This window comes from Paraburkholderia sp. RL17-337-BIB-A (assembly GCF_046025895.1).
Classification (GTDB): Bacteria; Pseudomonadota; Gammaproteobacteria; order Burkholderiales; family Burkholderiaceae; genus Paraburkholderia; species Paraburkholderia fungorum_C.
In genome coordinates, this window is the sequence record NZ_JARESY010000001.1 from 3,140,043 (window position 1) to 3,163,248 (window position 23,206).

The 23,206-nt window shown below is 60.0% G+C and carries 16 protein-coding genes, 2 tRNA genes, 3 rRNA genes and 1 pseudogene; 9 read left to right on the forward strand and 13 right to left on the reverse strand.

The window, feature by feature from the left end:
• Positions 1-52 precede the first annotated feature (52 nt).
• The 10 genes and pseudogenes from P0D84_RS14080 to P0D84_RS14125 all read right to left on the reverse strand — a co-directional run bounded on the left by P0D84_RS14080 (position 53) and on the right by P0D84_RS14125 (position 11,093).
• Entirely contained in the window at positions 53-364 is a 312-nt protein-coding gene (locus P0D84_RS14080; RefSeq protein ID WP_408337284.1) for a hypothetical protein, read from the reverse strand.
• Positions 361-1,195 (reverse strand): annotated as a pseudogene (gene istB, locus P0D84_RS14085) (IS21-like element helper ATPase IstB). Before istB ends, P0D84_RS14080 begins: the two are co-directional and overlap by 4 nt.
• The gene (istA, locus tag P0D84_RS14090) at positions 1,192-2,703 is read right to left on the reverse strand and encodes an IS21 family transposase (RefSeq protein ID WP_459252208.1); all 1,512 of its coding nucleotides are present in this window, start codon (positions 2,701-2,703) and stop codon (positions 1,192-1,194) included. Before istA ends, istB begins: the two are co-directional and overlap by 4 nt.
• A 166-nt stretch (positions 2,704-2,869) precedes the next feature.
• Positions 2,870-3,400 carry a translesion DNA synthesis-associated protein ImuA gene (gene imuA, locus P0D84_RS14095; RefSeq protein WP_408337286.1) on the reverse strand — a complete coding sequence of 177 codons (531 nt, stop codon included), beginning with the start codon at positions 3,398-3,400 and terminating at the stop codon, positions 2,870-2,872.
• A 762-nt stretch (positions 3,401-4,162) separates the two neighbouring features.
• Positions 4,163-4,275: ribosomal RNA gene (rrf, locus tag P0D84_RS14100) — 5S ribosomal RNA — on the reverse strand.
• Positions 4,276-4,428: 153 nt separating this feature from the next.
• Positions 4,429-7,307, reverse strand: a 23S ribosomal RNA gene (locus P0D84_RS14105).
• Positions 7,308-7,644: 337 nt separating this feature from the next.
• Positions 7,645-7,720, reverse strand: a tRNA-Ala gene (locus P0D84_RS14110).
• Between the two features lie 75 nt (positions 7,721-7,795).
• A tRNA-Ile gene (locus P0D84_RS14115) sits at positions 7,796-7,872 on the reverse strand.
• Positions 7,873-7,936: 64 nt separating this feature from the next.
• A 16S ribosomal RNA gene (locus P0D84_RS14120) occupies positions 7,937-9,467 on the reverse strand.
• The 16S, 23S and 5S rRNA genes sit together here with 2 tRNA genes alongside, the layout of an rRNA operon.
• A 510-nt stretch (positions 9,468-9,977) precedes the next feature.
• Positions 9,978-11,093 carry an AI-2E family transporter gene (locus tag P0D84_RS14125; protein ID WP_408339834.1) on the reverse strand — a complete coding sequence of 372 codons (1,116 nt, stop codon included), beginning with the start codon at positions 11,091-11,093 and terminating at the stop codon, positions 9,978-9,980.
• 269 nt (positions 11,094-11,362) lie between these two features.
• On the opposite strand from P0D84_RS14125, the gene P0D84_RS14130 reads away from it, so the two are divergent.
• From P0D84_RS14130 to P0D84_RS14145, 4 genes are all read left to right on the forward strand, one after another.
• Positions 11,363-12,577: a DUF2863 family protein gene (locus P0D84_RS14130; RefSeq protein ID WP_408337288.1), complete on the forward strand. Its 1,215-nt coding sequence runs from the start codon at positions 11,363-11,365 to the stop codon at positions 12,575-12,577.
• Between the two features lie 210 nt (positions 12,578-12,787).
• Positions 12,788-13,663: a response regulator transcription factor gene (locus tag P0D84_RS14135; RefSeq protein WP_408337290.1), complete on the forward strand. Its 876-nt coding sequence runs from the start codon at positions 12,788-12,790 to the stop codon at positions 13,661-13,663.
• Positions 13,664-13,775: 112 nt separating this feature from the next.
• Positions 13,776-14,450: an energy-coupling factor ABC transporter permease gene (locus P0D84_RS14140; RefSeq protein ID WP_408337292.1), complete on the forward strand. Its 675-nt coding sequence runs from the start codon at positions 13,776-13,778 to the stop codon at positions 14,448-14,450.
• A gap of 166 nt (positions 14,451-14,616) precedes the next feature.
• Complete coding sequence (locus P0D84_RS14145) at positions 14,617-15,285, forward strand: BspC domain-containing protein (protein ID WP_408337294.1); 669 nt, start codon at positions 14,617-14,619, stop codon at positions 15,283-15,285.
• 117 nt (positions 15,286-15,402) lie between these two features.
• On the opposite strand, the gene P0D84_RS14150 is transcribed toward P0D84_RS14145, so the two are convergent.
• On the reverse strand, positions 15,403-16,557 hold the full coding sequence (locus P0D84_RS14150; RefSeq protein ID WP_408337296.1) for a M14 family metallopeptidase: 1,155 nt from the start codon (positions 16,555-16,557) through the stop codon (positions 15,403-15,405).
• A gap of 34 nt (positions 16,558-16,591) precedes the next feature.
• Entirely contained in the window at positions 16,592-17,374 is a 783-nt protein-coding gene (yaaA, locus tag P0D84_RS14155) for a peroxide stress protein YaaA (protein WP_408337298.1), read from the reverse strand.
• A 57-nt stretch (positions 17,375-17,431) separates the two neighbouring features.
• On the opposite strand from yaaA, the gene P0D84_RS14160 reads away from it, so the two are divergent.
• Both P0D84_RS14160 and P0D84_RS14165 read left to right on the forward strand, forming a co-directional pair.
• Positions 17,432-17,923 (forward strand): putative toxin-antitoxin system toxin component, PIN family, encoded by a 492-nt coding sequence (locus tag P0D84_RS14160; RefSeq protein ID WP_408337300.1) that lies wholly within the window; start codon positions 17,432-17,434, stop codon positions 17,921-17,923.
• 136 nt (positions 17,924-18,059) lie between these two features.
• A complete protein-coding gene (locus P0D84_RS14165) occupies positions 18,060-19,232 on the forward strand; it encodes a pyridoxal phosphate-dependent aminotransferase (protein ID WP_408337302.1) in 1,173 nt (390 codons plus the stop codon).
• Between the two features lie 112 nt (positions 19,233-19,344).
• On the opposite strand, the gene P0D84_RS14170 is transcribed toward P0D84_RS14165, so the two are convergent.
• Positions 19,345-19,992, reverse strand: a complete 648-nt coding sequence (locus tag P0D84_RS14170) for a glutathione S-transferase family protein (RefSeq protein WP_408337304.1) — start codon at positions 19,990-19,992, stop codon at positions 19,345-19,347.
• A gap of 127 nt (positions 19,993-20,119) precedes the next feature.
• Here P0D84_RS14170 and P0D84_RS14175 point away from each other — a divergent pair, with 127 nt between their 5' ends.
• From P0D84_RS14175 to P0D84_RS14185, 3 genes are read left to right on the forward strand one after another with little or no spacing between them, the layout of a single operon-like run.
• Complete coding sequence (locus P0D84_RS14175; protein WP_408337306.1) at positions 20,120-21,676, forward strand: 3-hydroxyacyl-CoA dehydrogenase; 1,557 nt, start codon at positions 20,120-20,122, stop codon at positions 21,674-21,676.
• A complete protein-coding gene (locus P0D84_RS14180) occupies positions 21,673-22,461 on the forward strand; it encodes an oxepin-CoA hydrolase, alternative type (RefSeq protein ID WP_408337308.1) in 789 nt (262 codons plus the stop codon). The genes P0D84_RS14175 and P0D84_RS14180 overlap by 4 nt, the downstream gene beginning before the upstream one ends.
• Before the next feature lie 20 nt (positions 22,462-22,481).
• Complete coding sequence (locus P0D84_RS14185) at positions 22,482-23,198, forward strand: histidine phosphatase family protein (protein ID WP_408337310.1); 717 nt, start codon at positions 22,482-22,484, stop codon at positions 23,196-23,198.
• The last annotated feature ends 8 nt before the right edge of the window (positions 23,199-23,206 follow it).

Genomic DNA, 23,206 nt, shown 5'->3' on the forward strand with positions numbered 1-23,206 from the left:
GTTACGCTGCAGGCATTCTGTGCCGCGCGACAATCAGGATGAGAACAGCGCGTCAGTCGGTGAGATCGATTGCGTAACGCGTGACGATGGCCTGGAGCACACGCCTTACGCAGTGGCGTTTGCTCTCAATGAGCCTTGTCGAAGTGTCGCTGTTATCCAATGCCGCCAAGCCTTCGCCGAGCAGGGCCAGCATCGCAACGCGTGACGCGCAGGCTTCCTCACCAATGGCGTCTATAACGGCCCGTTTGCGGCGTAAGCGGTATGCGCGTTGCCGTTGTGCGGCCGTGCGTGCGATGGGCTTCGTCGTCGAACTGTCGGATGTATCGTCACGCGTTACGAGCTGCAGATGTGCGTTGTGCTTCATTGCTGATCCTCCGGGCGCGGCGGCACGCCGACGTTGTTTGGTGTCGCGATACTGGCCGGGCGTCCCGGTCCCTGCTGCTTGCGCTCGAGGGCGGTACGCCTACGGTAGCTTTCGACGTTCAGTTCAAAGATCGTGGAGTGATGGACCAGCCGGTCGACGGCGGCTACCGTCATGGCCCGGTCGGGGAAGATACGGTCCCATTCGCCAAATGGTTGATTTGCAGTTAGCAAAAGAGAGCGGTGCTCATACCTGGCGCTGATGAGCTCGAACAGCACCGACGTCTCGGCCTGATCCTTGCTGACGTATGCAAAGTCGTCCAGAATAAGGAGATCGAATCGATCCAGCCGGTTGATGGCGGACTCCAGCGACAGCTCGCGGCGTGCGACCTGCAACCGCTGCACGAGATCGGTGGTACGGGCGAACAGGACCTTCCAGCCGTTCTCCAGCAGGCTCAGTCCAATGGCCGACGACAAGTGCGACTTGCCGCCTCCGGACGGCCCCAGAAGAATCAGGTTGGCGCCGTTGCGCAGCCAGCCGTCGCCAGCGCAAAGCGCCGAGACGTGCGCTCTCGACACCATCGGCACCGCGTCGAAATCGAAGTTCTCCAGCGTCTTGCCCGGCAGCAGCCTGGCGTCCCTGAGGTGACGTTCGATGCGACGTCGATCGCGCTCGGCGATCTCGTGTTCGGCCAGCGCCATGAGCAGCGCGCGCCGCGGGCCAGCCTTCCGTGTCGGAACGCTCGGCAAAGCTCGACCAGATCTGCTTGATGGCGGGCAGCCGCAAATCGTTGAGCAGCAGCGACAGGCGGGTGGCGTCGAATTCGTGATTCATGCTGCCACCTCCATTTGCAGGCCAAGCAGGGCCTCGTAGTCGCGCAACGAAGGCAGCTGGACGTTCACCTGCGGCAGGCTCGCGGGTTTCGCTTCGAAACGGGAACTCAGCGCGTGCAGATCGGGCAGTTGCCCGTCGGCCAGGCACTGCTCGAGTGCCTGCGCCAGTTGTGCCTCGCAGTTGCGCTCGTGGGCCAGGCTGAGCAGTTCAACCATGGTCTTGCATGCCGCACGCTCAGGCAGTTGCTCGCACAGGCGTTCGAAGGTCAATCGATAGGCCTCACGCGGAAAGACCTGATCGCGGTAGACCAGGTTGAGCAGCGCCATGGGCTTGCGGCGCAGCGCGTGGATGATGTGCCGGTAGTTGACGACGTGGCCGTGCTTGCCACTGGGACCCGGACGGCCGCGCTGCAGCGTCATCAGGGCGGTGCTGCCCAGGAACAGTTCCAGCCGGTCGTCATACAGCCGCACGCGCAGTCGATGACCGATCAGCCGGGACGGGACGGTATAGAACACCTTGCGCAGGACAAAGCCGCCGGTGGAGCTGACGTACACACGCGTTTGCTCGTAGTCCGTCGTGCGCTGCGGCGGCAGTGGCTGAAGCTGCGGGCGCTCGGCCTCAATGCGCTTGCCATTGCGCGCGTTGATGCGACAGACGTGCTCGTCGATGAAGCGGCGATAGGTATCGAGGTCGTCGAAGTCTTTACTGCCGCGCAAAAGCAACGCATCACGCACCGCGTTCTTGAGGTGGCCGTGAGGGCTCTCGATGGAGCCGTTCTCATGGGCAACGCCGCGGTTGTTGCGCGTAGGCTGCATTCCGTAGTGAGCACAGAGCGCTTCGTAACGCGTGGTGAGATCGTCGCGCGCTTCGCGTTCGAGATTGCGGAACGCCGCCGACAGGCTGTCGCTGCGGTGCTCGCGCGGTGCGCCACCGAGCACCCACAACGCGTTCTGCAGCCCTTCGGCCAGCGCGACATAGCTCTCGCCGCCGAGGATGACGTGAGCGTGCTCAAAGCCCGAGCAGGCCAGCCGGAAATGATACAGACGGTGGTCCAGCGCGACACCCGCCACGGTGACGCCCAGGCTGTCCATCTCGGTGAAGTCGGACAATCCGAGGCGACCGGGCTCGTGCACCTGGCGGAACATGACGTCACGCTCCTCGCCATGGAGTGCCCGCCAGTCGCGAATACGCCGCTCGAGCGTGCGACGCACGTTGCCCGGGAGGTCTGGATGGCGCCGAAGCATCTCGTCCAGTACGGCCACGGGCCGGATGCCGGGAGCGGACTGGAGCAGCGGGACGATCTCGGCGTCAAAGATTGCTGCCAGGGGATCAGCACGGCGACGCGTGCGTGGCGCCTTCTTCTTCGATGGCGGTCTTGGGTCCTGTTCGATGCGATAGGCAGTGGCGGCGCTGAACCCGGCGCGTGCGCCTGCCCTGGTCGGTTGTTCCTTGCTTCTGTACTTCATATAGAGCCTCATCTGGTGGTCGTTGACGTGACGCCCGGGCACCGTAGCCTCCCGTGAAATGGAAGGTTCCTTCATACCCGATCCACCGCGACCACCGACAAGGCTCCCCGACGACGGGGGGACTGTTCGGCGCGGCGTGGCGGCAGCGGTTTCCCCCCCCCCCCCCCCCCCCCCCACGCCAGTTCTCATCCTGATTGACGCGCTGTTCTCATCTTGATTGACGCGCGATAGCCTCGACAGGCCGGATCAAAAATGCCAGCGATGCCGACTCCTGAGCCGCCACTTGGAGACGCCGAACCTTATCGGCGCGCGCATTCGGCAGCCATACCAGCACCGCGCCGATGCCATCCTGCTTCAATGCCTGAGCGGCGGCCCACAGCGCCTGGTCTTCACCCGAGCGTATCCATAAGACACGCTCGACATCGATACCCCAAGCCCTCAGTGCCGAAGCACAGGGCTGATAAGGGGGTGCTACGAGCATGACGTTTCGTTCGGCGTGTGCCGTAAGATGCCGAAGCGCATGGGCCAGCAGGCGTAGTTCGCCAACTCCTTCGTGCTCAATCAATAACTCCGTCAGGCCGCCGGTCGACCAGCCCTGTCCCGGCAGCAGTTGATCCAGCGCGGCATAGCCGCTGGAAATCACCCGGGAATCCGCCTCGGCAAGCTCATTGCCCTGCCACACCTGACGCCTCAATTGTGACGACAACGTTGTCGTCATCAGGTGAATCGCTGCTGCCATAGTCACGCTCGTTCATAGGGAATGCTCCGCCCCGCCCGGCGTCGGACAAGCATAGGGCGGCAACGTTTCACTGTATATTTATACAGTATTTCGAGATGAATGTTAAGGCAGAGGGATGCAGCGAAACGCGCAGGAAGGAAATGTAGAGAGGTGTTGACGCTGCTTTTCTGCAGGTTTTTCGCCTACGGGAGAACTGTCACGTGGCATTGCTGCTACGCGAACAAAACCAGAGTTAGCGTGTTGGGAGGGATGGGAGCGTAAAGCCTAAGCATGTATGCCGTGGATACGAGCCAGAGTTGGCTGGTTTTGACGAGCGCCCGCCAGATCGGGAAGGGGCAATGCCGGCGAAACGGGAGCGCATTGGGCAGGATCGCGCGGCGATATTTCCGGATTCAGCCATTGTGACGAACAAACTGACGGACAGTTGCCGTGGTCCCGATGTGGGCGTGCCATCGTGGATGGTCATGACACGGCGGGGGCGAAGCTGCGTTCTGCGTCGGCTTATCTGGAGCTGACGCAGAACGCACTGCGGATCGGGAAGGAGTGACGCCGGAGCAGTGTGAGCGCATCAGCCATGTCGCGCGATGTTTCCAGATCCGGCCGTTACGACGGATGGACCACCTGGGCGAAGTGCCGGCGTGAGCGTGCCATCGCAGTCGTGATGGCACGGCTGGAGGCGAAGGCCCGTTCTGTGCCTGTTTTTGCAGACGGTAAACGCAGAAACCCCACCTTTTGGGGTGGGGTTTCTGTTGCTGCAGGGGAGCCTGACGATTACCTACTTTCACACGGGAATCCGCACTATCATCGGCGTGGAGTCGTTTCACGGTCCTGTTCGGGATGGGAAGGGGTGGGACCGACTCGCTATGGTCATCAGGCATGACTTGTTGTCGCACTGCTCGTGGAGCAATACAACCAATCTGGAAGAAGTAGTTTCTGGTGATGCTCACCAGGGGTAAAGCTGTTGGGGTTGTGTTGTTTCTGGCACAACACGTGATCTCAACCGTGGCGTAGTAAAACACACCGGTTATAGGATCAAGCCTTACGGGCAATTAGTATCAGTTAGCTTAACGCATTACTGCGCTTCCACACCTGACCTATCAACGTCCTGGTCTTGAACGACCCTTCAAGGGGCTCGAAGCCCCGGGGATATCTCATCTTAAGGCGAGTTTCCCGCTTAGATGCTTTCAGCGGTTATCTCTTCCGAACATAGCTACCCGGCGATGCCACTGGCGTGACAACCGGTACACCAGAGGTTCGTCCACTCCGGTCCTCTCGTACTAGGAGCAGCCCCCTTCAAATATCCAGCGCCCACGGCAGATAGGGACCAAACTGTCTCACGACGTTTTAAACCCAGCTCACGTACCTCTTTAAATGGCGAACAGCCATACCCTTGGGACCGGCTACAGCCCCAGGATGAGATGAGCCGACATCGAGGTGCCAAACACCGCCGTCGATATGAACTCTTGGGCGGTATCAGCCTGTTATCCCCAGAGTACCTTTTATCCGTTGAGCGATGGCCCTTCCATACAGAACCACCGGATCACTATGACCTGCTTTCGCACCTGCTCGACTTGTCGGTCTCGCAGTTAAGCACGCTTATGCCATTGCACTATCAGCACGATTTCCGACCGTACCTAGCGTACCTTCGTACTCCTCCGTTACACTTTGGGAGGAGACCGCCCCAGTCAAACTGCCTACCATGCACTGTCCCCGATCCGGATCACGGACCAAGGTTAGAACCTCAAACAAACCAGGGTGGTATTTCAAGGGCGGCTCCACGCAGACTGGCGTCCACGCTTCAAAGCCTCCCACCTATCCTACACAGACCGGTTCAAAGTCCAATGCAAAGCTACAGTAAAGGTTCATGGGGTCTTTCCGTCTAGCCGCGGGGAGATTGCATCATCACAAACACTTCAACTTCGCTGAGTCTCGGGAGGAGACAGTGTGGCCATCGTTACGCCATTCGTGCAGGTCGGAACTTACCCGACAAGGAATTTCGCTACCTTAGGACCGTTATAGTTACGGCCGCCGTTTACCGGGACTTCAATCAAGAGCTTGCACCCCATCATTTAATCTTCCGGCACCGGGCAGGCGTCACACCCTATACGTCCACTTTCGTGTTTGCAGAGTGCTGTGTTTTTATTAAACAGTCGCAGCCACCAGTTTATTGCAACCCCTTCACCCTAAGCGCGCAGGCGCGTCAGGCTACAGGGGCGTACCTTATCCCGAAGTTACGGTACCAATTTGCCGAGTTCCTTCTCCCGAGTTCTCTCAAGCGCCTTAGAATACTCATCTCGCCCACCTGTGTCGGTTTGCGGTACGGTCTTGTTAAACTGAAGCTTAGAGGCTTTTCTTGGAACCACTTCCGATTGCTTCTTCACCTAAGTGAATGGCGCCACGCCCTTGAATTACGCACCCGGATTTGCCTGAGTGCCTTCTCCAACGCAGCGACCGGGACTTCCAACACCCGGACAACCTTCCGCGATCCGTCCCCCCATCGCATTTAACAATGGTGCAGGAATATTAACCTGCTTCCCATCAGCTACGCATTTCTGCCTCGCCTTAGGGGCCGACTCACCCTACGCCGATGAACGTTGCGTAGGAAACCTTGGGCTTACGGCGAGGGGGCCTTTCACCCCCTTTATCGCTACTCATGTCAGCATTCGCACTTCCGATACCTCCAGCGCACTTTTCAATGCACCTTCGCAGGCTTACGGAACGCTCTCCTACCATGCACATAAATGTGCATCCGCAGCTTCGGTATATTGCTTAGCCCCGTTACATCTTCCGCGCAGGACGACTCGATCAGTGAGCTATTACGCTTTCTTTAAAGGATGGCTGCTTCTAAGCCAACCTCCTGACTGTTTTAGCCTTCCCACTTCGTTTCCCACTTAGCAATATTTGGGGACCTTAGCTGGCGGTCTGGGTTGTTTCCCTCTTGACACCGGACGTTAGCACCCGATGTCTGTCTCCCGTGATTGCACTCTTCGGTATTCGGAGTTTGCTATGGCGTAGTAATCCGCAATGGACCCCACAACCATGACAGTGCTCTACCCCCGAAGGTGATACACGAGGCACTACCTAAATAGTTTTCGGAGAGAACCAGCTATTTCCAGGTTTGTTTAGCCTTTCACCCCTATCCACAGCTCATCCCCTAACTTTTCAACGTTAGTGGGTTCGGACCTCCAGTACGTGTTACCGCACCTTCATCCTGGCCATGGATAGATCACCTGGTTTCGGGTCTACACCCAGCGACTGAACGCCCTGTTCGGACTCGCTTTCGCTACGCCTGCCCTAATCGGTTAAGCTTGCCACTGAATGTAAGTCGCTGACCCATTATACAAAAGGTACGCCGTCACCCCTTACGAGGCTCCGACTGTTTGTATGCATGCGGTTTCAGGATCTATTTCACTCCCCTCCCGGGGTTCTTTTCGCCTTTCCCTCACGGTACTGGTTCACTATCGGTCGATCACGAGTATTTAGCCTTGGAGGATGGTCCCCCCATCTTCAGACAGGATTTCACGTGTCCCGCCCTACTTGTCGTACACCCAGTTCTTCCTCGCTGTTTTCGTCTACAGGGCTATCACCTGCTATGGCGGCACTTTCCAGAGCCTTCGACTAACAATGAAGATAAAGAGTACAGGCTGATCCCATTTCGCTCGCCACTACTCTGGGAATCTCGGTTGATTTCTTTTCCTGCGGTTACTTAGATGTTTCAGTTCACCGCGTTCGCTTCTCGTGACCTATGTATTCAGTCACGGATACCTCAAAAGAGGTGGGTTTCCCCATTCGGACATCGACGGATCAAAGCTCGTTTGCCAGCTCCCCGTCGCTTTTCGCAGGCTACCGCGTCCTTCATCGCCTGTGATCGCCAAGGCATCCACCACATGCACTTGTTCGCTTGACCCTATAACGGGTGTGTCTCAACACCGATCCGAAGATCCATGCCTCGCCACAATCGCTACAGGTTGAGTATTCGTGTTGCGCCGTATTCCAAGGCAATCTTTCGATTACCTTTTCATACATTGATACAATCACAACCCTGATTCACCTACTCAACCACCCATCTCTAAGTGATCTTTCGTGAATCTCTTTACTACTTCTTCCTGATTGTTAAAGAACGACAGCCGATATGATGGTCGCTATGACCACCTATCACTCTGACTGGCTCAATCGCCAATGCCTGTTTCACTACACCGCAAACCTCTTGCAAGGTCCGCCGCAGTAAAACCGGCATTGAAGATTGGTGGAGGATGACGGGATCGAACCGACGACCCCCTGCTTGCAAAGCAGGTGCTCTCCCAGCTGAGCTAATCCCCCAGTCACACACAGATATTGCTATCTGTATTGATGCCCCAGGGGTTTCAGTCATTAGCGCAGCCACCGCAGAAACAGTGGTGGGTCTGGATGGATTCGAACCATCGACCCCCGCCTTATCAAGACGGTGCTCTAACCAACTGAGCTACAGACCCCTGAGTCTGTCTTTTTCACAGCCGATAAGCGTGAGCGCTCAACGCATTGACACGTTAGCTCGAGAAAGGAGGTGATCCAGCCGCACCTTCCGATACGGCTACCTTGTTACGACTTCACCCCAGTCATGAATCCTACCGTGGTGACCGTCCTCCTTGCGGTTAGACTAGCCACTTCTGGTAAAACCCACTCCCATGGTGTGACGGGCGGTGTGTACAAGACCCGGGAACGTATTCACCGCGGCATGCTGATCCGCGATTACTAGCGATTCCAGCTTCACGCACTCGAGTTGCAGAGTGCGATCCGGACTACGATCGGTTTTCTGGGATTGGCTCCCCCTCGCGGGTTGGCGACCCTCTGTTCCGACCATTGTATGACGTGTGAAGCCCTACCCATAAGGGCCATGAGGACTTGACGTCATCCCCACCTTCCTCCGGTTTGTCACCGGCAGTCTCCCTAGAGTGCTCTTGCGTAGCAACTAGGGACAAGGGTTGCGCTCGTTGCGGGACTTAACCCAACATCTCACGACACGAGCTGACGACAGCCATGCAGCACCTGTGTTATGGCTCCCTTTCGGGCACTCCCACCTCTCAGCAGGATTCCATACATGTCAAGGGTAGGTAAGGTTTTTCGCGTTGCATCGAATTAATCCACATCATCCACCGCTTGTGCGGGTCCCCGTCAATTCCTTTGAGTTTTAATCTTGCGACCGTACTCCCCAGGCGGTCAACTTCACGCGTTAGCTACGTTACCAAGTCAATGAAGACCCGACAACTAGTTGACATCGTTTAGGGCGTGGACTACCAGGGTATCTAATCCTGTTTGCTCCCCACGCTTTCGTGCATGAGCGTCAGTATTGGCCCAGGGGGCTGCCTTCGCCATCGGTATTCCTCCACATCTCTACGCATTTCACTGCTACACGTGGAATTCTACCCCCCTCTGCCATACTCTAGCCCGCCAGTCACAAATGCAGTTCCCAGGTTAAGCCCGGGGATTTCACATCTGTCTTAGCGGACCGCCTGCGCACGCTTTACGCCCAGTAATTCCGATTAACGCTTGCACCCTACGTATTACCGCGGCTGCTGGCACGTAGTTAGCCGGTGCTTATTCTTCCGGTACCGTCATCCCCCCGGGGTATTAACCCAGAGGTTTTCTTTCCGGACAAAAGTGCTTTACAACCCGAAGGCCTTCTTCACACACGCGGCATTGCTGGATCAGGCTTGCGCCCATTGTCCAAAATTCCCCACTGCTGCCTCCCGTAGGAGTCTGGGCCGTGTCTCAGTCCCAGTGTGGCTGGTCGTCCTCTCAGACCAGCTACAGATCGTCGCCTTGGTAGGCCTTTACCCCACCAACTAGCTAATCTGCCATCGGCCGCCCCTGTAGCGGGAGGTCTTGCGATCCCCCCCTTTCCTCCGTAGAGCGTATGCGGTATTAATCCGGCTTTCGCCGGGCTATCCCCCACTACAGGACACGTTCCGATGTATTACTCACCCGTTCGCCACTCGCCACCAGGGTTGCCCCCGTGCTGCCGTTCGACTTGCATGTGTAAGGCATGCCGCCAGCGTTCAATCTGAGCCAGGATCAAACTCTTCAGTTCAAACCTGTTACTGTTTTTCGGTTCTGTTACGAACCGGTCGCTCACTCAACGTACTGACGAATGATCCTCCTGCCAGCGTGTTTCCACCCCAGCAGGAAAACCTTCCTTTCATTACTGTGTGAGACTTGATACTTTCGCTTCCAGCAAACCCCGAAGAGTTCACTGCGCGTCGCGCATCAAGCGCCCACACTTATCGGCTGTTAATTTTTAAAGATCGAGTCCGCATTCACTACCGGAACCGCACCGCGCGCTGCTGGCATCAAACTCCAACACCACAACCACCCGGTACCGCTTCGTTCTGCGTCGCTGCATCAGCAGCAGAGAAACGAGATTATGAAGAACTTTCGCTACGCCGTCAACAGGTTTTTCTAACTTTCCCAACCCGCTCACTTCGCTGAAAGCCTTGCCACTGCTGGCTCTCCCGCCTCCCGTGCCCCGTTGTCCGAAGCACGAAAGAGCGAGATTCTAGCGAGCCGAACCGCGCCTTGCAAGCGTTATCTGGAATTTATCTCAAGGCGCCTTTTCTATGCGCCCTGACTCCTCGGCAGCCGGCACTTTCACCTCGGGCGCCAGAGCGTGCGCTGCCGGAGCACCGATCGTCCAGTCGTGCAGCACGGTATAAGCAACCGCCAGCAAGGTTGGGCCGATGAAAACGCCAAGGAAGCCGAAAGCAAACGCGCCGCCCAGGATACCCAGCATCACCAGTATCAGTGGCATGTCACTACTTTTGCCAATCAGAATCGGCTTGATGACATTGTCGGACATGCCGACGACCAACACGCCCCACACGACCAGAAAGATTGCCCAACCCGTTGCGCCGCCGTGATACAGCCAGATCGCCGCGGGCAACCAGACGACAACCGGACCGCCCGGTATCACCGACAGGAAGAACGTCGCCAGCCCAAGCAGCGCCGGCGCCGGGACGCCCGCAATCCAGCAACCGAAGGCGGCAAGAATGCCTTGCACAAGCGCCGTGCCGAGAATTCCGTAGACCACGCCCTTCACCGTGCTGCCCGCCAACGCCAGCAAGTAATCGGCGCGTTCGCCGGCGATGCGCCGCATGCCCGCCCTCAGCCACGCCGCAGCGCCCTCCCCTCCGGTATAAAAGAAGAATGCAAGCACGATACTCAGCGCCAACAAACCCAGACCATGCGTAACGGCAATCGCAGCCGCCAGGATCCACTTGCCGGCCGGCGCGGCAAGCGCACGCGTTTGCGCGATCAGTTCAGAATTACTGCTCGTCACATTCGTCCAGAACGCCTCGATGTTGGAGCCGACCAGCGGGATTCGCCCCACCCACGGCGGCAAATCCGGCAAGCCAGCCTCGAAGAGCTTTTGCACCAACGCGACGATGTCGTGAACGTGCGCACCGAAAGCAAAGCCCGCATACACGAACGGGCCAAGCACCACAACCAGAATGATGAGTACGATTAACGTAGCAGCCAGCTTCCGCCGGCCGCCGAGGGCCGCAGTCAGGCGCCGGTACAAGCCCCATGAGCTATAACTGAGAATGGCGCCCCACAGCAATGCGGTCGTAAAAGGTGCCAGCACCAGCAGGGACCCGCCTACCAATATGACCAACGCGAACACTGCGGCGAGACGTTCAATCAGTTGGTCGGATTTCACCATGAATCTCCTGTTGTGCCAGACCACAGCGAAGAATAGACACGCTTGCCAGGCGCCCACTGAAGACAGTCAGTATAGAAGCGAGTCGCGCCCCTGGGCACGTCTTATATCATTCGGCCAAGGCGCCATGCAACGCATCCGGAGCCGCCCGCAACAGGCTTATTTTCGACGCGGAAACGTCCCAATCCATTCGGCATATTCAGCCAAATAATAAGTCGGCATAGAAAAGACTAGAATATAAGGTTCTGTGCACCCCAACTTCCGGATTTATGCGCTCGCGAATCGCCAAACGTCTCCCCCCCGATGCCGACAAGCTTGTCGGTCTCTCGCTCGCGCTTTTCGCGTCGGGCAGCCGCACTGAAGACCGCTTCTGGGAAGCGAAGCTCGATGCGCTGCTGGCCAAGATCGTCCGCAACGCCAATCAGACTACGCTGGACGCCGCGCTCGATCATCTGCAGCAAAATCATCCCGATGCTTACGGCGCACTCGCTGACATGGCGGAGACGCACAGCGAGTCGTTCATCCTCGAACATGAAGGCGCTCCTTATGAAGCGCTGCTGATTGCCGCGCCCGTGCTGGCCTGGACTCGCTACATGATTCCTTCCGGCCCGCTCAAAACGGACGCAGCCGACGCGCTGCGCGCGCACCTGCAGGCGCATGTGCTCGCAGCCAATACGCGTGTCGCCATGGTGCCGTTCCTGTACAGCATCGATCAGCTGCCGCGCCACCACGTCGAAACCTGGCGCATCGCCCAGCAACTCGCTCAAGCAGCGATGGCCGGCGGCAACGTCAAACTCAATTTTGGCGAACTGCCGGAAACTTCACCGATCCTTGCCGACCCGCGCTTTCTGCTGGCTGTGGTCGCGGCGCCGGTAGGCGAGCCGGCGTTTCGTTGGCAGGAAGAAGAAAACGGCAGCCGGATCGAGCGTGGCCAATGCCTCGAGCAATGGGCAACGCAAGGCGGCGCCAATCTTTCGCTGGTACTGCCCGGATGTGAATTCGAGTGTCTGCTGCCTGACGCCTATTATTCAGCTTGCCGCGATGCCGACGAACGCGTGCGCCCTCATACGGTGCGTACCGCCGTGCGCTATCTGTTCGACACAATCGGTGCGGCGCCGCAGGAGTTGCGCGCGGTTGTCGCGGGCTTCGGCGAGCGCCGTATCGACGAATACCGCGTTGGCTTCACGCGCCGCGGCAGCAACGATGTGATCTACGGCGTCGTATGGCCACTTTACGGCCGCGAGAACGGCGAACCCGGTATCGATGAAGAACCGCAAGAGACCGCTGCGTCAGAAGACCCGATCGAAGAAATCGTCGCGCTGCTCAAGGAAACCGGTGTGACGGACGTGCGCCGCCACTCGGGCCGCTTCGAGCCGGAATATTGTGATGACTGCGGTGTCCCGCTCTACGCGGACCCGCTTGGCGAAATCGTCCACGCCGAAATGCCGGAGGACGCGGAGCCCGCGCAACCGCATTTCCACTGAACCAGCGGCGCCTTTGAGCCGCGCCGTCGACACCAGGAGGCCCCGCCGCGCGCGGGGCTTTTTTTATGTCATTCCTCCTATGCCTTTTGGACAGGCCGTCAAAACGAAGGGAATTTGTCATCATAGTGCCAGTGGCGCATCGTAGTGCGCGGCACCCTCGCCGGCCCGCACGCATCGCGCCACCTCGTCCGATTCATCTGGAGACATGGCATGCGATTCTCAATACTCAACTCAGACGCGGAACGCCGCGATGGACTCAAAGCACTGCTGCGGCAAATCGACCGGCTAGCGCGCTTCAACGAAGCACAGGATTGGCGTCAGGTTGAACGTACGCTCAAGCGCCTGCGTCCCGACTTGCTCGTGATCGATTGGCAGGACTGGATGTCGGTTGACGACGCCCGTCATCTGCTCAGCCACTACCCGGACCTGCGCATTGCTGTGCTGACTGACGAGGTCTCGCCAACTGTCGTGCGGGACCTCATGGACGAAGGTGTGCTCGGCGTGGTTCCGCGCGAAACCGACCCATGCCTGATCGTGCGCGCTTTCGAGATGGTTCTGCTAGGCGGTCACTATGTGCCGCCCGGCGCGTTGGCGCTCAAGCCGCCGCTGCCGCCGGACGCCGCCATCCGGCCGTTCGACGAGAAGAGTCCGCCACCGCGCAGAACCAAACTTTCCAACGGCCTGTCGCCTCGCCAGGAGCAGATCATGCGCTGCGTCCACATGGGCAGCACCAACAAGATGATTGCGCGCACGCTCGGCATCAGTGAGGGCACCGTCAAGATCCATCTGACCAGCATATTTCAGCAACTCGGCGCGCCCAATCGCGCTGCGGCGGTCGCGCTCTACAACGGCTGGCTGTCAGCTCATTTGCAGGTACTGCGCAACGGTGACGCAGGTCCGGTCCGTCCGGTAATGGGGCAAGCCGGCGTGGTGCCCTTGCGGCGCCGCACGCTGCGGCGCTTCCAGTATCCGTTGCCCGCGAACGACACGGCCGACCCGCTGCCAATGGCAGCCGAACCGAGTACGCCTTACGGCGGTATGCCCGCCGGGCCGGCGGCGGAGCAGGTCACACAAGGTCCGGCATAACCTCAGCCGGCGCGCGCGCCAGAATCGGGAGGCGCACTTTCTGGCAGCGTTTGCGCCGGCTGGCATGGAATCCGCTCACACCTTTTCTCGTCCAACGAGTAATATGAGATACATGGGTTTCCTCTACACACCGCTTCCGTTCTGGGTCGCTGTCGGTGGCTGGATCGCCACTGCGATAGTGGTCGCGCTCGCGCTGTGGAAAAATCCTTTCAAACGACTTCAAGACGGCACGCTCCAGCATGTCTGGCTCGCGATCATCGTCGCGGTGTCGGTGCTGTGGGCGAGCAACGCGTGGCTCGACGACGGCACGGTCATGCATCTGCTCGGCGCCACGTTGGTCGTCACGCTATTCGATTGGGCGTTGGCGCTAATCGCCATGGCGATCGTCACCGGTCTCGCCGCTGTTATCTTCGACGCCCCCTGGCAGGGCATTGCGCTGACTTTCCTCGTGTTCGGCGCGCTGCCGGTTGGCATCTCGACCTTGATCCAGCGCGCCAGCATTGCCTGGCTGCCTCGCAATCTATTCATGTTCATCTTCGGCCAAGGTTTTGTGTCACCCGCCATTGCCGTGTCGCTCACGGCGGCCGCGGCGCTTGGCATTCACATCGCGCTGGCCGACGGTTCGATGACCGTGGTGCCGGCCGGCTACGCGTTCAACGTGCTTCTGCTAGCCACCGGCGAGGCCTGGTTCACAGGCATGTCGACGGCATTGATCGCGGTCTATCGTCCGGCGTGGGTCACCACTTATGATGTACGTCGTTATCGATTGGGCGGGCCACGCACCTGACAAAGACGCGGCATCGAGCACCTATCTGCGGCAATCAGCCATCCCGGCACGTAAGCGCTTGAGTCTGCGCACCACGACAGGACAAAATATTTGTGTCAGGATTGAACTCATCCCTCTCGCTGTGCATCTTACGTGCCTCACGTCTCCTAAGCGTCTAACGAACTAGATGGATCGCACCAACGTACCGCGCCGATTGCTGCGGCTAGTCGGCCGGTTAGCAACATTTGCAGCGAGTCTCTCGCTCATTTGCACTGCTCCCGCATACGCCGATCAACTCGAACAGCACAACGATCTCGTCAACAAATTTGTCAATGACATGCATGCAGACCCACTAGTTGCGGACTGCGCTGCGCATGGCGATTTTGTTGCAAGCACATCAACCGTCTTCGACCATGTCGAATTTCCACCCAGCTCCTTCGACAGCGCGCATGCGTCGGTCACGCCTTGGAACGATTCGTTCGACGAGGGCAAGCAGCGTGTCAAGGTAGACAACATCGTGACCGTCGAAGGTCTCGGTATCCGCCAGAGCGGCGACGGCGATCCAGCCGATCTCAAGTTCCGTTGCGGCTATGTAGGCGCCCAGATGCTCGCGTTCAGCTGGAACGATCCGGTGCCACCGGCCCGTGCGCATAGTTCCGGATCGGCGGGATTGCGAGCGTCCTCGGGCAAGCATAAGAGCGTGAAGGGCAAACACGCCGCTGGCGGCAAAACGGCGACGAAGAAAGCGACCGGCAAGTCCTCGAAGGCAAGCTCGGGAAAATCTTCGCGAGCAACTTCCAGCAAGTCTGCGAGCAAATCGGCCGCGAAGAAATCTGCTGCGAGGAAGAGTCAATAACTGGCAAGCCCCGTAGCAGATTCAACTGACCCGCGCCGCGGGCCGTGCCAGCATCAAAAGAAACGGGACACACACTTCCAAAGTGTGTGCCCCGTTTGTCTATGAGATAACGTCAGATTAGGCAAACGTCTCCACGTGCTGCAAGATCGCCTGCAGCATGGCGGCGCCCAGCGACGCACTACGTTCGCCGTTCCAACCCACCCGCTCGTCGGGCAGGTTGGCGTTGTCCTTGAACGGCATCTCCAGCGTCAACGACAGACAACCGAATTCATTGCCGATGTACTTTGAAGCCAGCTTGAGCGCATCTTCGCGATACTTGCTCGCAGCGTAGCCATACTTGTCCTGGAAGTCGGGACTCGCATGCTTGAACGCCTCAATAAACGCTTTCTGCTCCTCGCCCTGCCGCTCGGTGAAACCCGGCAACATTTCAGAGCCGGCCACGAACACGTACGGCAGCGCTTCGTCGCCGTGGATATCGAAAAAGAGATCGCAACCGGTGGCGTGAATTGCGTCACGCACCACCAGCACCTCGGGACTGCGTGCGGCGTCCGGCTCCATCCATTCGCGGTTCAGGTTCGCACCCGTCGCGTTGGTGCGCAGATTGCCGTGCACGCTGCCGTCCGGATTCATGTTCGGCACGATGTAGAACACCGCGTGATCGTAGAGCTTGCGCGCCACCGGGTCGCCCACCCAATCGCCCCAGCCCACCAGACGCTTGACGAGACCTTCGATAAACCATTCGGCCATCGTCTCGCCAGGATGCTGACGCGCGATCAGCCAGATCTTCTTCTTGGGCGCGTCGCCGGTTTGCGGCGTGCCAAGCGTCAGCAGCGACATCGGCCGACCTTCGACAGTCTTGCCCAATTCCGTAAGCGTGGCCTGCGGCAACTGCTGGACCGCGCCGAGAAACTCCGAGTGACGTTCCTCGCCATACGGCTCGAAATAGGCGTAGTAGATGCGGTCGAAATCAGGCGTGTGGTCGATCGTCAGCACGCGGCCGTCGTAGGAAGTCGGCACGCGGAACCAGTTCACCCGGTCGTAGCTTGCCACCGCCTGATAGTCGCGCCAGCCTTCGGCGAAGGCACACGCCGCGGCATTTTCGAAGGTCATCACGCAGCGCTCGCCGGCCGCGCCGGACAAACGGAAATAAAACCACTGCGCGAACTCGGCGTGACTGTCAGGCCGTACGCGCAGACGGATGTTGCCAGCGTCTTCACAAGCCAGCACTTCGATCGCACCGGCGTCGAAGTTGCTCGTAATCGATAACGTCATGATGAGCTTCCCTGCTTGTGTGCGCGGCAATCGCCTAGTCAGCGATGCGGCGGCGGAATACGTAAGTGGAATCGTTCGAGGCTTCGGCGTCGAACGCATAGCCTTCGGAGTCGAAGTCCTTCAACTGCTCGGGTTTGTCGAGGCGGTTCTCGACCGCGTAGCGCGCCATCAGACCGCGCGCGCGCTTTGCGTGGAAGCTGATGATCTTGTAGCGGCCGCCCTTCCAGTCTTCAAACACCGGCGTGACGATCGGCGCGTCGAGGAGCTTGGGCTTGACCGACTTGAAGTACTCACCCGAAGCGCAGTTGACCAGCACGCGCGAGGCAACAGTGTTCTTCTTCAGTTGCGCGTTCAAAGCCTGCGTGATCCGCTCGCCCCAGAACGCGTACAGATCCTTGCCGCGCGCGTTGGCAAAGCGCGTACCCATTTCGAGCCGGTACGGCTGCAGCAGGTCGAGCGGGCGCAGCAGTCCGTAGAGGCCGGACAGCACGCGCACGTGGCTTTGCGCGTAATCCAGATCGGCCGACGACAACGTCCTGGCGTTGAAGCCTTCGTACACGTCGCCATTGAACGCGAGTACCGCCTGCTTGGCATTGTGCGTGCCGAAGCTCGGCGACCACTCCGCGTAACGCTGGAAATTCAGGTGCGCAAGCTGATCGGAAATGCTCATCAGCGAGCCGATCTGCTGCGGCGACAAACGGCGCAACCCGCCGATCAATTCGGCCGCATCGTCGACGAAATCGGGGATCGTGTGCTTTTTGACGTGCGGAGGGGTTTCGTAGTCGAGCGATTTCGCCGGCGACAGAACGATTATCATAGAGGCTTGCAGGCACGCCGTGCCTGGTGGTCAAAGACGAAAGCCAGATTGTAACGAATGCCCGGTCCCCATGCCTCACACGGCGCTTTGCGCGTCGTCCTCGACTCCAATGTCTGGATCGATATCCTCGTGTTCGACGATCCGCACACGCGGCCGATCCGCGCCGCGCTCGAAAGTGGCGCGCTGGCCGCGCTGATCGACGCGCGCTGCCTCGCCGAGCTGGCCTACGTGCTCGACTATCCGCAATTCGTGCATCGGAACGTCGACAAGGCGGCCGCGCTTGCCGCCGTCGCACGGCTCGCGCAGTTGATCGACCCCGCTGCACCCGCGGAAGATGCGAGGCCGCTGCCCAAATGCAAAGACCGCGACGACCAGAAATTCCTCGAACTCGCGCATGCCGCGCAGGCCCACTGGCTGGTGTCAAAAGACCGCGCGGTGTTGAAACTTGCCAAGCGGATTGCGCGCGACTTCGGTTTTCAGATTGCACAACCGGCGCCGTTCGTCAGCGCCTGTATGAGCGCGGCAGACGAACCCGCGCCCGCCGTATGACTCCATGACACCTGGCCGGATGGCCAACGTTGCGCCGACGGCGCGCACGCAGCGCTGCGTTTTCCCTACAATCAGGCTTCTTCCTTTTCAAACGACGCCTTTCGCCAATTCACTCGACCACGCTCCGGACAGCGCCATGAATGCACCGCACGACACGCCCATGAGTCCCTCGTTTCCGTCTCGCCTGCCGGACGTCGGCACGACGATCTTCACCGTGATGAGTGCGCTCGCCGCCGAAAAAGGCGCGGTGAACCTCGGCCAGGGCTTTCCTGACTTCGGCTGCGATCCGCGCATTGTCGACGCGGTCGCGAACGCCATGCGCGACGGCCACAATCAATACCCGCCGATGGCCGGCGCCGCCCCACTGCGTCAGGCGATTTCGGACAAGATTGCGAACCTGTACGGCCGCCGCTACGACGCCACCAGCGAGATCACCGTGACGGCGGGCGCCACCCAGGCGCTGCTGACCGCGATTCTCTGCACTGTGCATCCGGGCGACGAAGTGATCGTGGTCGAGCCGACCTACGACAGCTACCTGCCGTCGATCGAGCTGGCCGGCGGCAAGCCGGTGTTCGTCACGCTCGAAGCGCCCGACTACAAGATTCCGTTCGACAAGCTCGCCGCCGCGATCACGCCGAAAACGCGGCTACTCCTGATCAACACACCGCACAATCCGACCGGGACAGTCTGGCGCAGCGAAGACCTGCGCAAGCTTGAGGAAATCGTGCGCGGCACCAACGTGCTGATTCTGTCCGACGAAGTCTATGAACACATGGTGTACGACGGCGCGCCGCACGAAAGCGTTGCGCGCTATCCGGAACTGGCACAGCGCAGTTTCGTGGTGTCGAGCTTCGGCAAGACTTATCACGTCACCGGCTGGAAGGTCGGCTACGTGGCCGCGCCTGCCGCGCTCACTGCTGAATTCCGCAAGGTGCACCAGTTCAACGTGTTCACGGTCAACACGCCGATGCAGGTCGGCCTCGCCGAATACATGAAGGATCCGGCACCGTATCTGGATCTGCCCGCGTTTTATCAGAAGAAACGCGACTTCTTCCGCGCCGGTCTCGCGAATTCCCGCTTCAAGCTCCTGCCTTGCACGGGCACGTACTTTCAGTGCGTCGACTATTCGGCGATCAGCGATCTTCCCGAAGCCGATTTCGCGCAATGGCTGACCGGCGAGGTCGGTGTCGCGGCAATTCCGGTCTCGGCGTTCTATCACGAAGCCCATGAATCGGGCGTGGTGCGTTTCTGCTTTGCCAAGCAGGAAGCCACACTCGCCACCGCGCTCGAGCGGCTGGCGCGGCTTTAGGATGTCCCGCGCGATGCTGCGAACGAACCCACGTTCCTCGCCATCGCGCGCAACGGCCTATGCGTGCGTCGCGCGCCCGCATTCATTTCAGTCGCCACACCGCCGCAATACGTCAGGCCGGACGCGAGGCCGCGATATACGCCTTGCGATCTTCGGTCACGCGCTGCGCGGCCGGCCGGGCGTTGATCGCCTTCACGTAGTTTTTCCAGTCCACACCGGCGTCGAGCAGGAAGTCGCGGCCGTAGACAGTCTGCGTCGCCATGCCGACCAGCGGCAAACTCACATAACCCGCCGCATCGGCGACACTGAAACGCTCGCCGCGCAAATACGGCCCGAACTTCGCGATCCGCTTGAAGCCGGCAATGTGATGCGTGAGCAGCTTCTCGATGCGCCCTTTGGTCGCGTCCGTCACGGTACCGCCGAAGAACGCCTGCTTGTAGAGATTGCGTGCGGTCAGTTCGAGATGCACGTCCACGAACATGATCAACTCGCGTTCCTTGGCCGCCTCCCATGGGTCGGGGGAGAAAATCGCCTTGTCGGGAAAACGCGCGGCCAGATATTCGACGATGCTTTGCGATTCGCACAGATCGCCGTGCTCGGTCTGGATATAGGGCACCTTGCCGAGCGGAGAATGCTCGAGCATCGTCTCTTCCTGGCTCGGCAGCACGAACACTTCCTCGAACGGAATGCCGTGCTCGAGAAGCACGAACTTCACCTTGTTGTAATAGTTCGAGAGCGCGAAACCGCACAGCTTGATCATCGGGTGTCTCCTTCCTTCGGGTTGTTTGAGACCGCTCGTCGAACTCAAAAGCGGCGGCCTTCGATCAATCATCCGGTAAATTGTACGATCGTGCTATTCTAAAATAACCATGGAGTCGAGCATCACAATGACCTCTCGCAATTTCAGTATCGAGACTATCGGCATTGTCGGAACCGGTGCAATGGGTCGTGGCATCGCCCAGATTGCCGCACTGGCGGGCCTTACCGTGCGTCTGTACGACACGAATCCTGCCGCGATCGGCGCCGCGCGTGACTACCTTGCCGAGACTTTCGCCAAATTGACCGCCAAAGGCAAGCTCGATCAGGCCCGCTCGCTCGCCGCGCTGGCGAACGTGAGCGGCGCGCAGGTCATCGGCGATCTGGCTGCTTGCGATCTGGTCGTCGAGGCGATCGTCGAGAAGCTCGAGGTGAAGCAAGCCCTCTTTCGCGAACTCGAAACAGTGGTAAGCGGGCGCTGCGTGCTGGCGTCGAACACGTCGTCGTTGTCGATTACCGCGATTGCGGCGGGCTGCACGAATCCGTCGCGCGTAGCCGGTTATCATTTCTTCAATCCGGTTCCGTTGATGAAGGTTGTCGAAGTAATCGACGGCCTGCGCAGCGATCCCGCCGTCGGCGACGCGCTGATGGATCTCGCGCGCCGCATGGGCCACACGCCGGTGCGCGCGAAAGACATGCCCGGCTTCATCGTCAATCATGCCGGCCGCGGCATGAATACAGAAGGCCTGCGCGTGGCGGGCGAAGGCGTGGCGAGCTTCGCCGACATCGACCGTATCATGCGCGAGCAGGCAGGCTTTCGTCTCGGCCCGTTCGAACTGCTCGATCTGACCGCGCTCGACGTGTCGCATCCCGTGATGGAATCGATCTATCACCAGTTCTACGAAGAGCCGCGCTTCACGCCTTCGCCGATCACGGGCACGCGGCTCGCGGGCGGATTGATCGGCCGCAAGACGGGCGAAGGCTTCTACCGCTATGAAGACGGCAAACAGCAAGTGCCCGCCGAGGCGCCCGCGCCGACCGAACCGCCGCAAAGCGTGTGGGTCAGCAAGCGCTATCCGCAAGCGCACGAAGCCGTCGCGCAACTCGTCACCAAGGCCGGCGTAAAGCTCGACGAAGGCACCACGCCCGCAGCGCACTCGCTGATCGTCGTGACACCGTTCGGTCATGACGCGACCACCGCTGCCGTCGACGAAGCACTCGATGCAACCCGCGTCGTCGCTATCGACGCACTGTTCCCGCTGCTCGCGGCACAGCGCCGCACACTGATGACGACACCCGCCACCACCCGCGCCGCACGCGAGACCGCGCACGCGCTGTTTGCCGCCGACGGCATTCCCGTCACCGTGATTCGCGACTCGACCGGCTTCGTCGCGCAACGCGTGATGGCGACCATCGTCAATATCGGCTGCGACATCGCACAAAAGCAGATCGCTACACCGGACGATATCGACCTCGCCGTGGTGCTCGGCCTCGGCTACCCGCGCGGGCCGCTCGCACTCGGCGATGCACTCGGCGCGACAACGATCCTCACGATCTTGCGCAATATCTTCAGCGTGCTCGGCGATCCGCGCTACCGTCCGTCACCGTGGCTTGCACGGCGTGCACAACTTGGCCTGTCGCTCACGCAACGCGACGCTGCCGACACTCAAACGGAGACCCAACAATGAGCGCCGAACTGCTGACCTCACGCCCGACTGAAAGCGAATCGACACTGGTCCTCACGCTGTCGAACCCCGGCGCACGCAATGCGCTGCATCCGGACATGTATGCCGCAGGCATCGAAGCGCTCGATTCGGTGGAGCGCGATCCGTCGATCCGCGCGGTCGTGATTACCGGCGCGGACAACTTCTTTTGTGCCGGCGGCAATCTGAACCGTCTGCTGGAAAACCGTGCGAAAGATCCATCGGTGCAAGCCGAGAGCATCGATCTGCTGGGCGAGTGGATTTCGGCGCTGCGTCTGTCGTCAAAACCGGTCATCGCCGCCGTTGACGGCGCCTCGGCCGGCGCGGGATTTTCGTTGGCGCTCGCGTGCGATCTGATCGTCGCTGCGGAAGACGCCAGGTTCGTGATGTCGTATGCGCGCGTCGGTCTCACGCCCGATGGCGGCGGCTCGTGGTTTCTCGCACAGGCCTTGCCACGCCAGTTGGCAACCGAGGTGCTGATCGAAGGCAAACCGATCGGTGCCACGCGTCTGCACGAACTCGGGGTCGTCAACAAACTGGCGAAGACCGGCACAGTGCGCGACACCGCTGTCGCCTGGGCTGACGAGCTGGGCAAGATTTCGCCGAATTCGGTCGCGCGCATCAAGGGACTCATCAGCGCGGCCGGCGCCCAGCCGCTCGCCGAACATCTGGTTGCCGAGCGCGACAGCTTCGTCGCATCCCTGCACCATCGCGAAGGACTCGAAGGAATTTCCGCGTTCCTCGAAAAACGCGCGCCGGTCTACAAGTGAACATAAGTGAACGAGGGACAATGCCTGACTATCAGCTCCCCAAGCGCCGCCGTATCTTCCTGATGCGTCACGGCGACGTGACCTACTTCGACGACAGCGGCCGCGCGATCGATCCTGACACCGTACCGTTGAACGCGAACGGCCGCGAGCAGGCAAGCGCGGCAGGCCGCGTGTTCGCCGGGCAGCAAGTCCGGTTCGATCGGGTGATCGTGAGCGGTTTGCCGCGCACGGTCGAAACCGCGCAGCGCGTATTGGCCGAGACCGGCCAGCAAGTCGAGCTCGACATCGAGCCTGCATGGCAGGAAATCCGCGGCGGTAAGCTTGGCAATATTCCGCTCCAGGATATCGAAGCGGCATTTCTCGGCGTGTTCGACGGCATCGTGCCGGAAAGCACGCGCTTTCTCGACGGCGAGACCATCGGCGCGTTGTTCGACCGCGTGTTGCCCGCGGTGGCGGCGTTGCGCGCGGACACGTCGTGGGACACCGTGCTGCTGGTGCTGCACGGCGGGGTGAATCGCGCGATTCTGTCGCATGCGCTCACCGCCGGCGGCCGCACGTTCTTCGGCCATCTGGCGCAGGCCACCGGTTGCATCAATGCGCTCGACGTCGGCACCGCGCCGCGCGACTGGGTGCTGCGCGCGATCAACTATTCACCGCCGTCGCCGCTGCATCGCGACGTTCGCAATACCACGATGGAAATGCTCTACGCACAATTCATTCAATACAAGCGTAGCTGAACCGAACT

Excerpts from the sequence above, each read along its gene's own strand:
- P0D84_RS14180 (WP_408337308.1), top strand. The coding sequence starts at position 21,673 with ATGAGCGCCGAACTGCTGACCTCACGCCCGACTGAAAGCGAATCGACA.
- P0D84_RS14150 (WP_408337296.1), bottom strand. The coding sequence starts at position 16,557 with ATGACGTTATCGATTACGAGCAACTTCGACGCCGGTGCGATCGAAGTG.
- imuA (WP_408337286.1), bottom strand. The coding sequence starts at position 3,400 with ATGGCAGCAGCGATTCACCTGATGACGACAACGTTGTCGTCACAATTG.
- P0D84_RS14140 (WP_408337292.1), top strand. The coding sequence starts at position 13,776 with ATGGGTTTCCTCTACACACCGCTTCCGTTCTGGGTCGCTGTCGGTGGC.
- P0D84_RS14080 (WP_408337284.1), bottom strand. The coding sequence starts at position 364 with ATGAAGCACAACGCACATCTGCAGCTCGTAACGCGTGACGATACATCC.
- P0D84_RS14135 (WP_408337290.1), top strand. The coding sequence starts at position 12,788 with ATGCGATTCTCAATACTCAACTCAGACGCGGAACGCCGCGATGGACTC.
- P0D84_RS14175 (WP_408337306.1), top strand. The coding sequence starts at position 20,120 with ATGACCTCTCGCAATTTCAGTATCGAGACTATCGGCATTGTCGGAACC.
- P0D84_RS14165 (WP_408337302.1), top strand. The coding sequence starts at position 18,060 with ATGAATGCACCGCACGACACGCCCATGAGTCCCTCGTTTCCGTCTCGC.
- P0D84_RS14160 (WP_408337300.1), top strand. The coding sequence starts at position 17,432 with ATGCCCGGTCCCCATGCCTCACACGGCGCTTTGCGCGTCGTCCTCGAC.
- P0D84_RS14145 (WP_408337294.1), top strand. The coding sequence starts at position 14,617 with ATGGATCGCACCAACGTACCGCGCCGATTGCTGCGGCTAGTCGGCCGG.
- yaaA (WP_408337298.1), bottom strand. The coding sequence starts at position 17,374 with ATGATAATCGTTCTGTCGCCGGCGAAATCGCTCGACTACGAAACCCCT.
- P0D84_RS14185 (WP_408337310.1), top strand. The coding sequence starts at position 22,482 with ATGCCTGACTATCAGCTCCCCAAGCGCCGCCGTATCTTCCTGATGCGT.
- P0D84_RS14170 (WP_408337304.1), bottom strand. The coding sequence starts at position 19,992 with ATGATCAAGCTGTGCGGTTTCGCGCTCTCGAACTATTACAACAAGGTG.
- P0D84_RS14130 (WP_408337288.1), top strand. The coding sequence starts at position 11,363 with ATGCGCTCGCGAATCGCCAAACGTCTCCCCCCCGATGCCGACAAGCTT.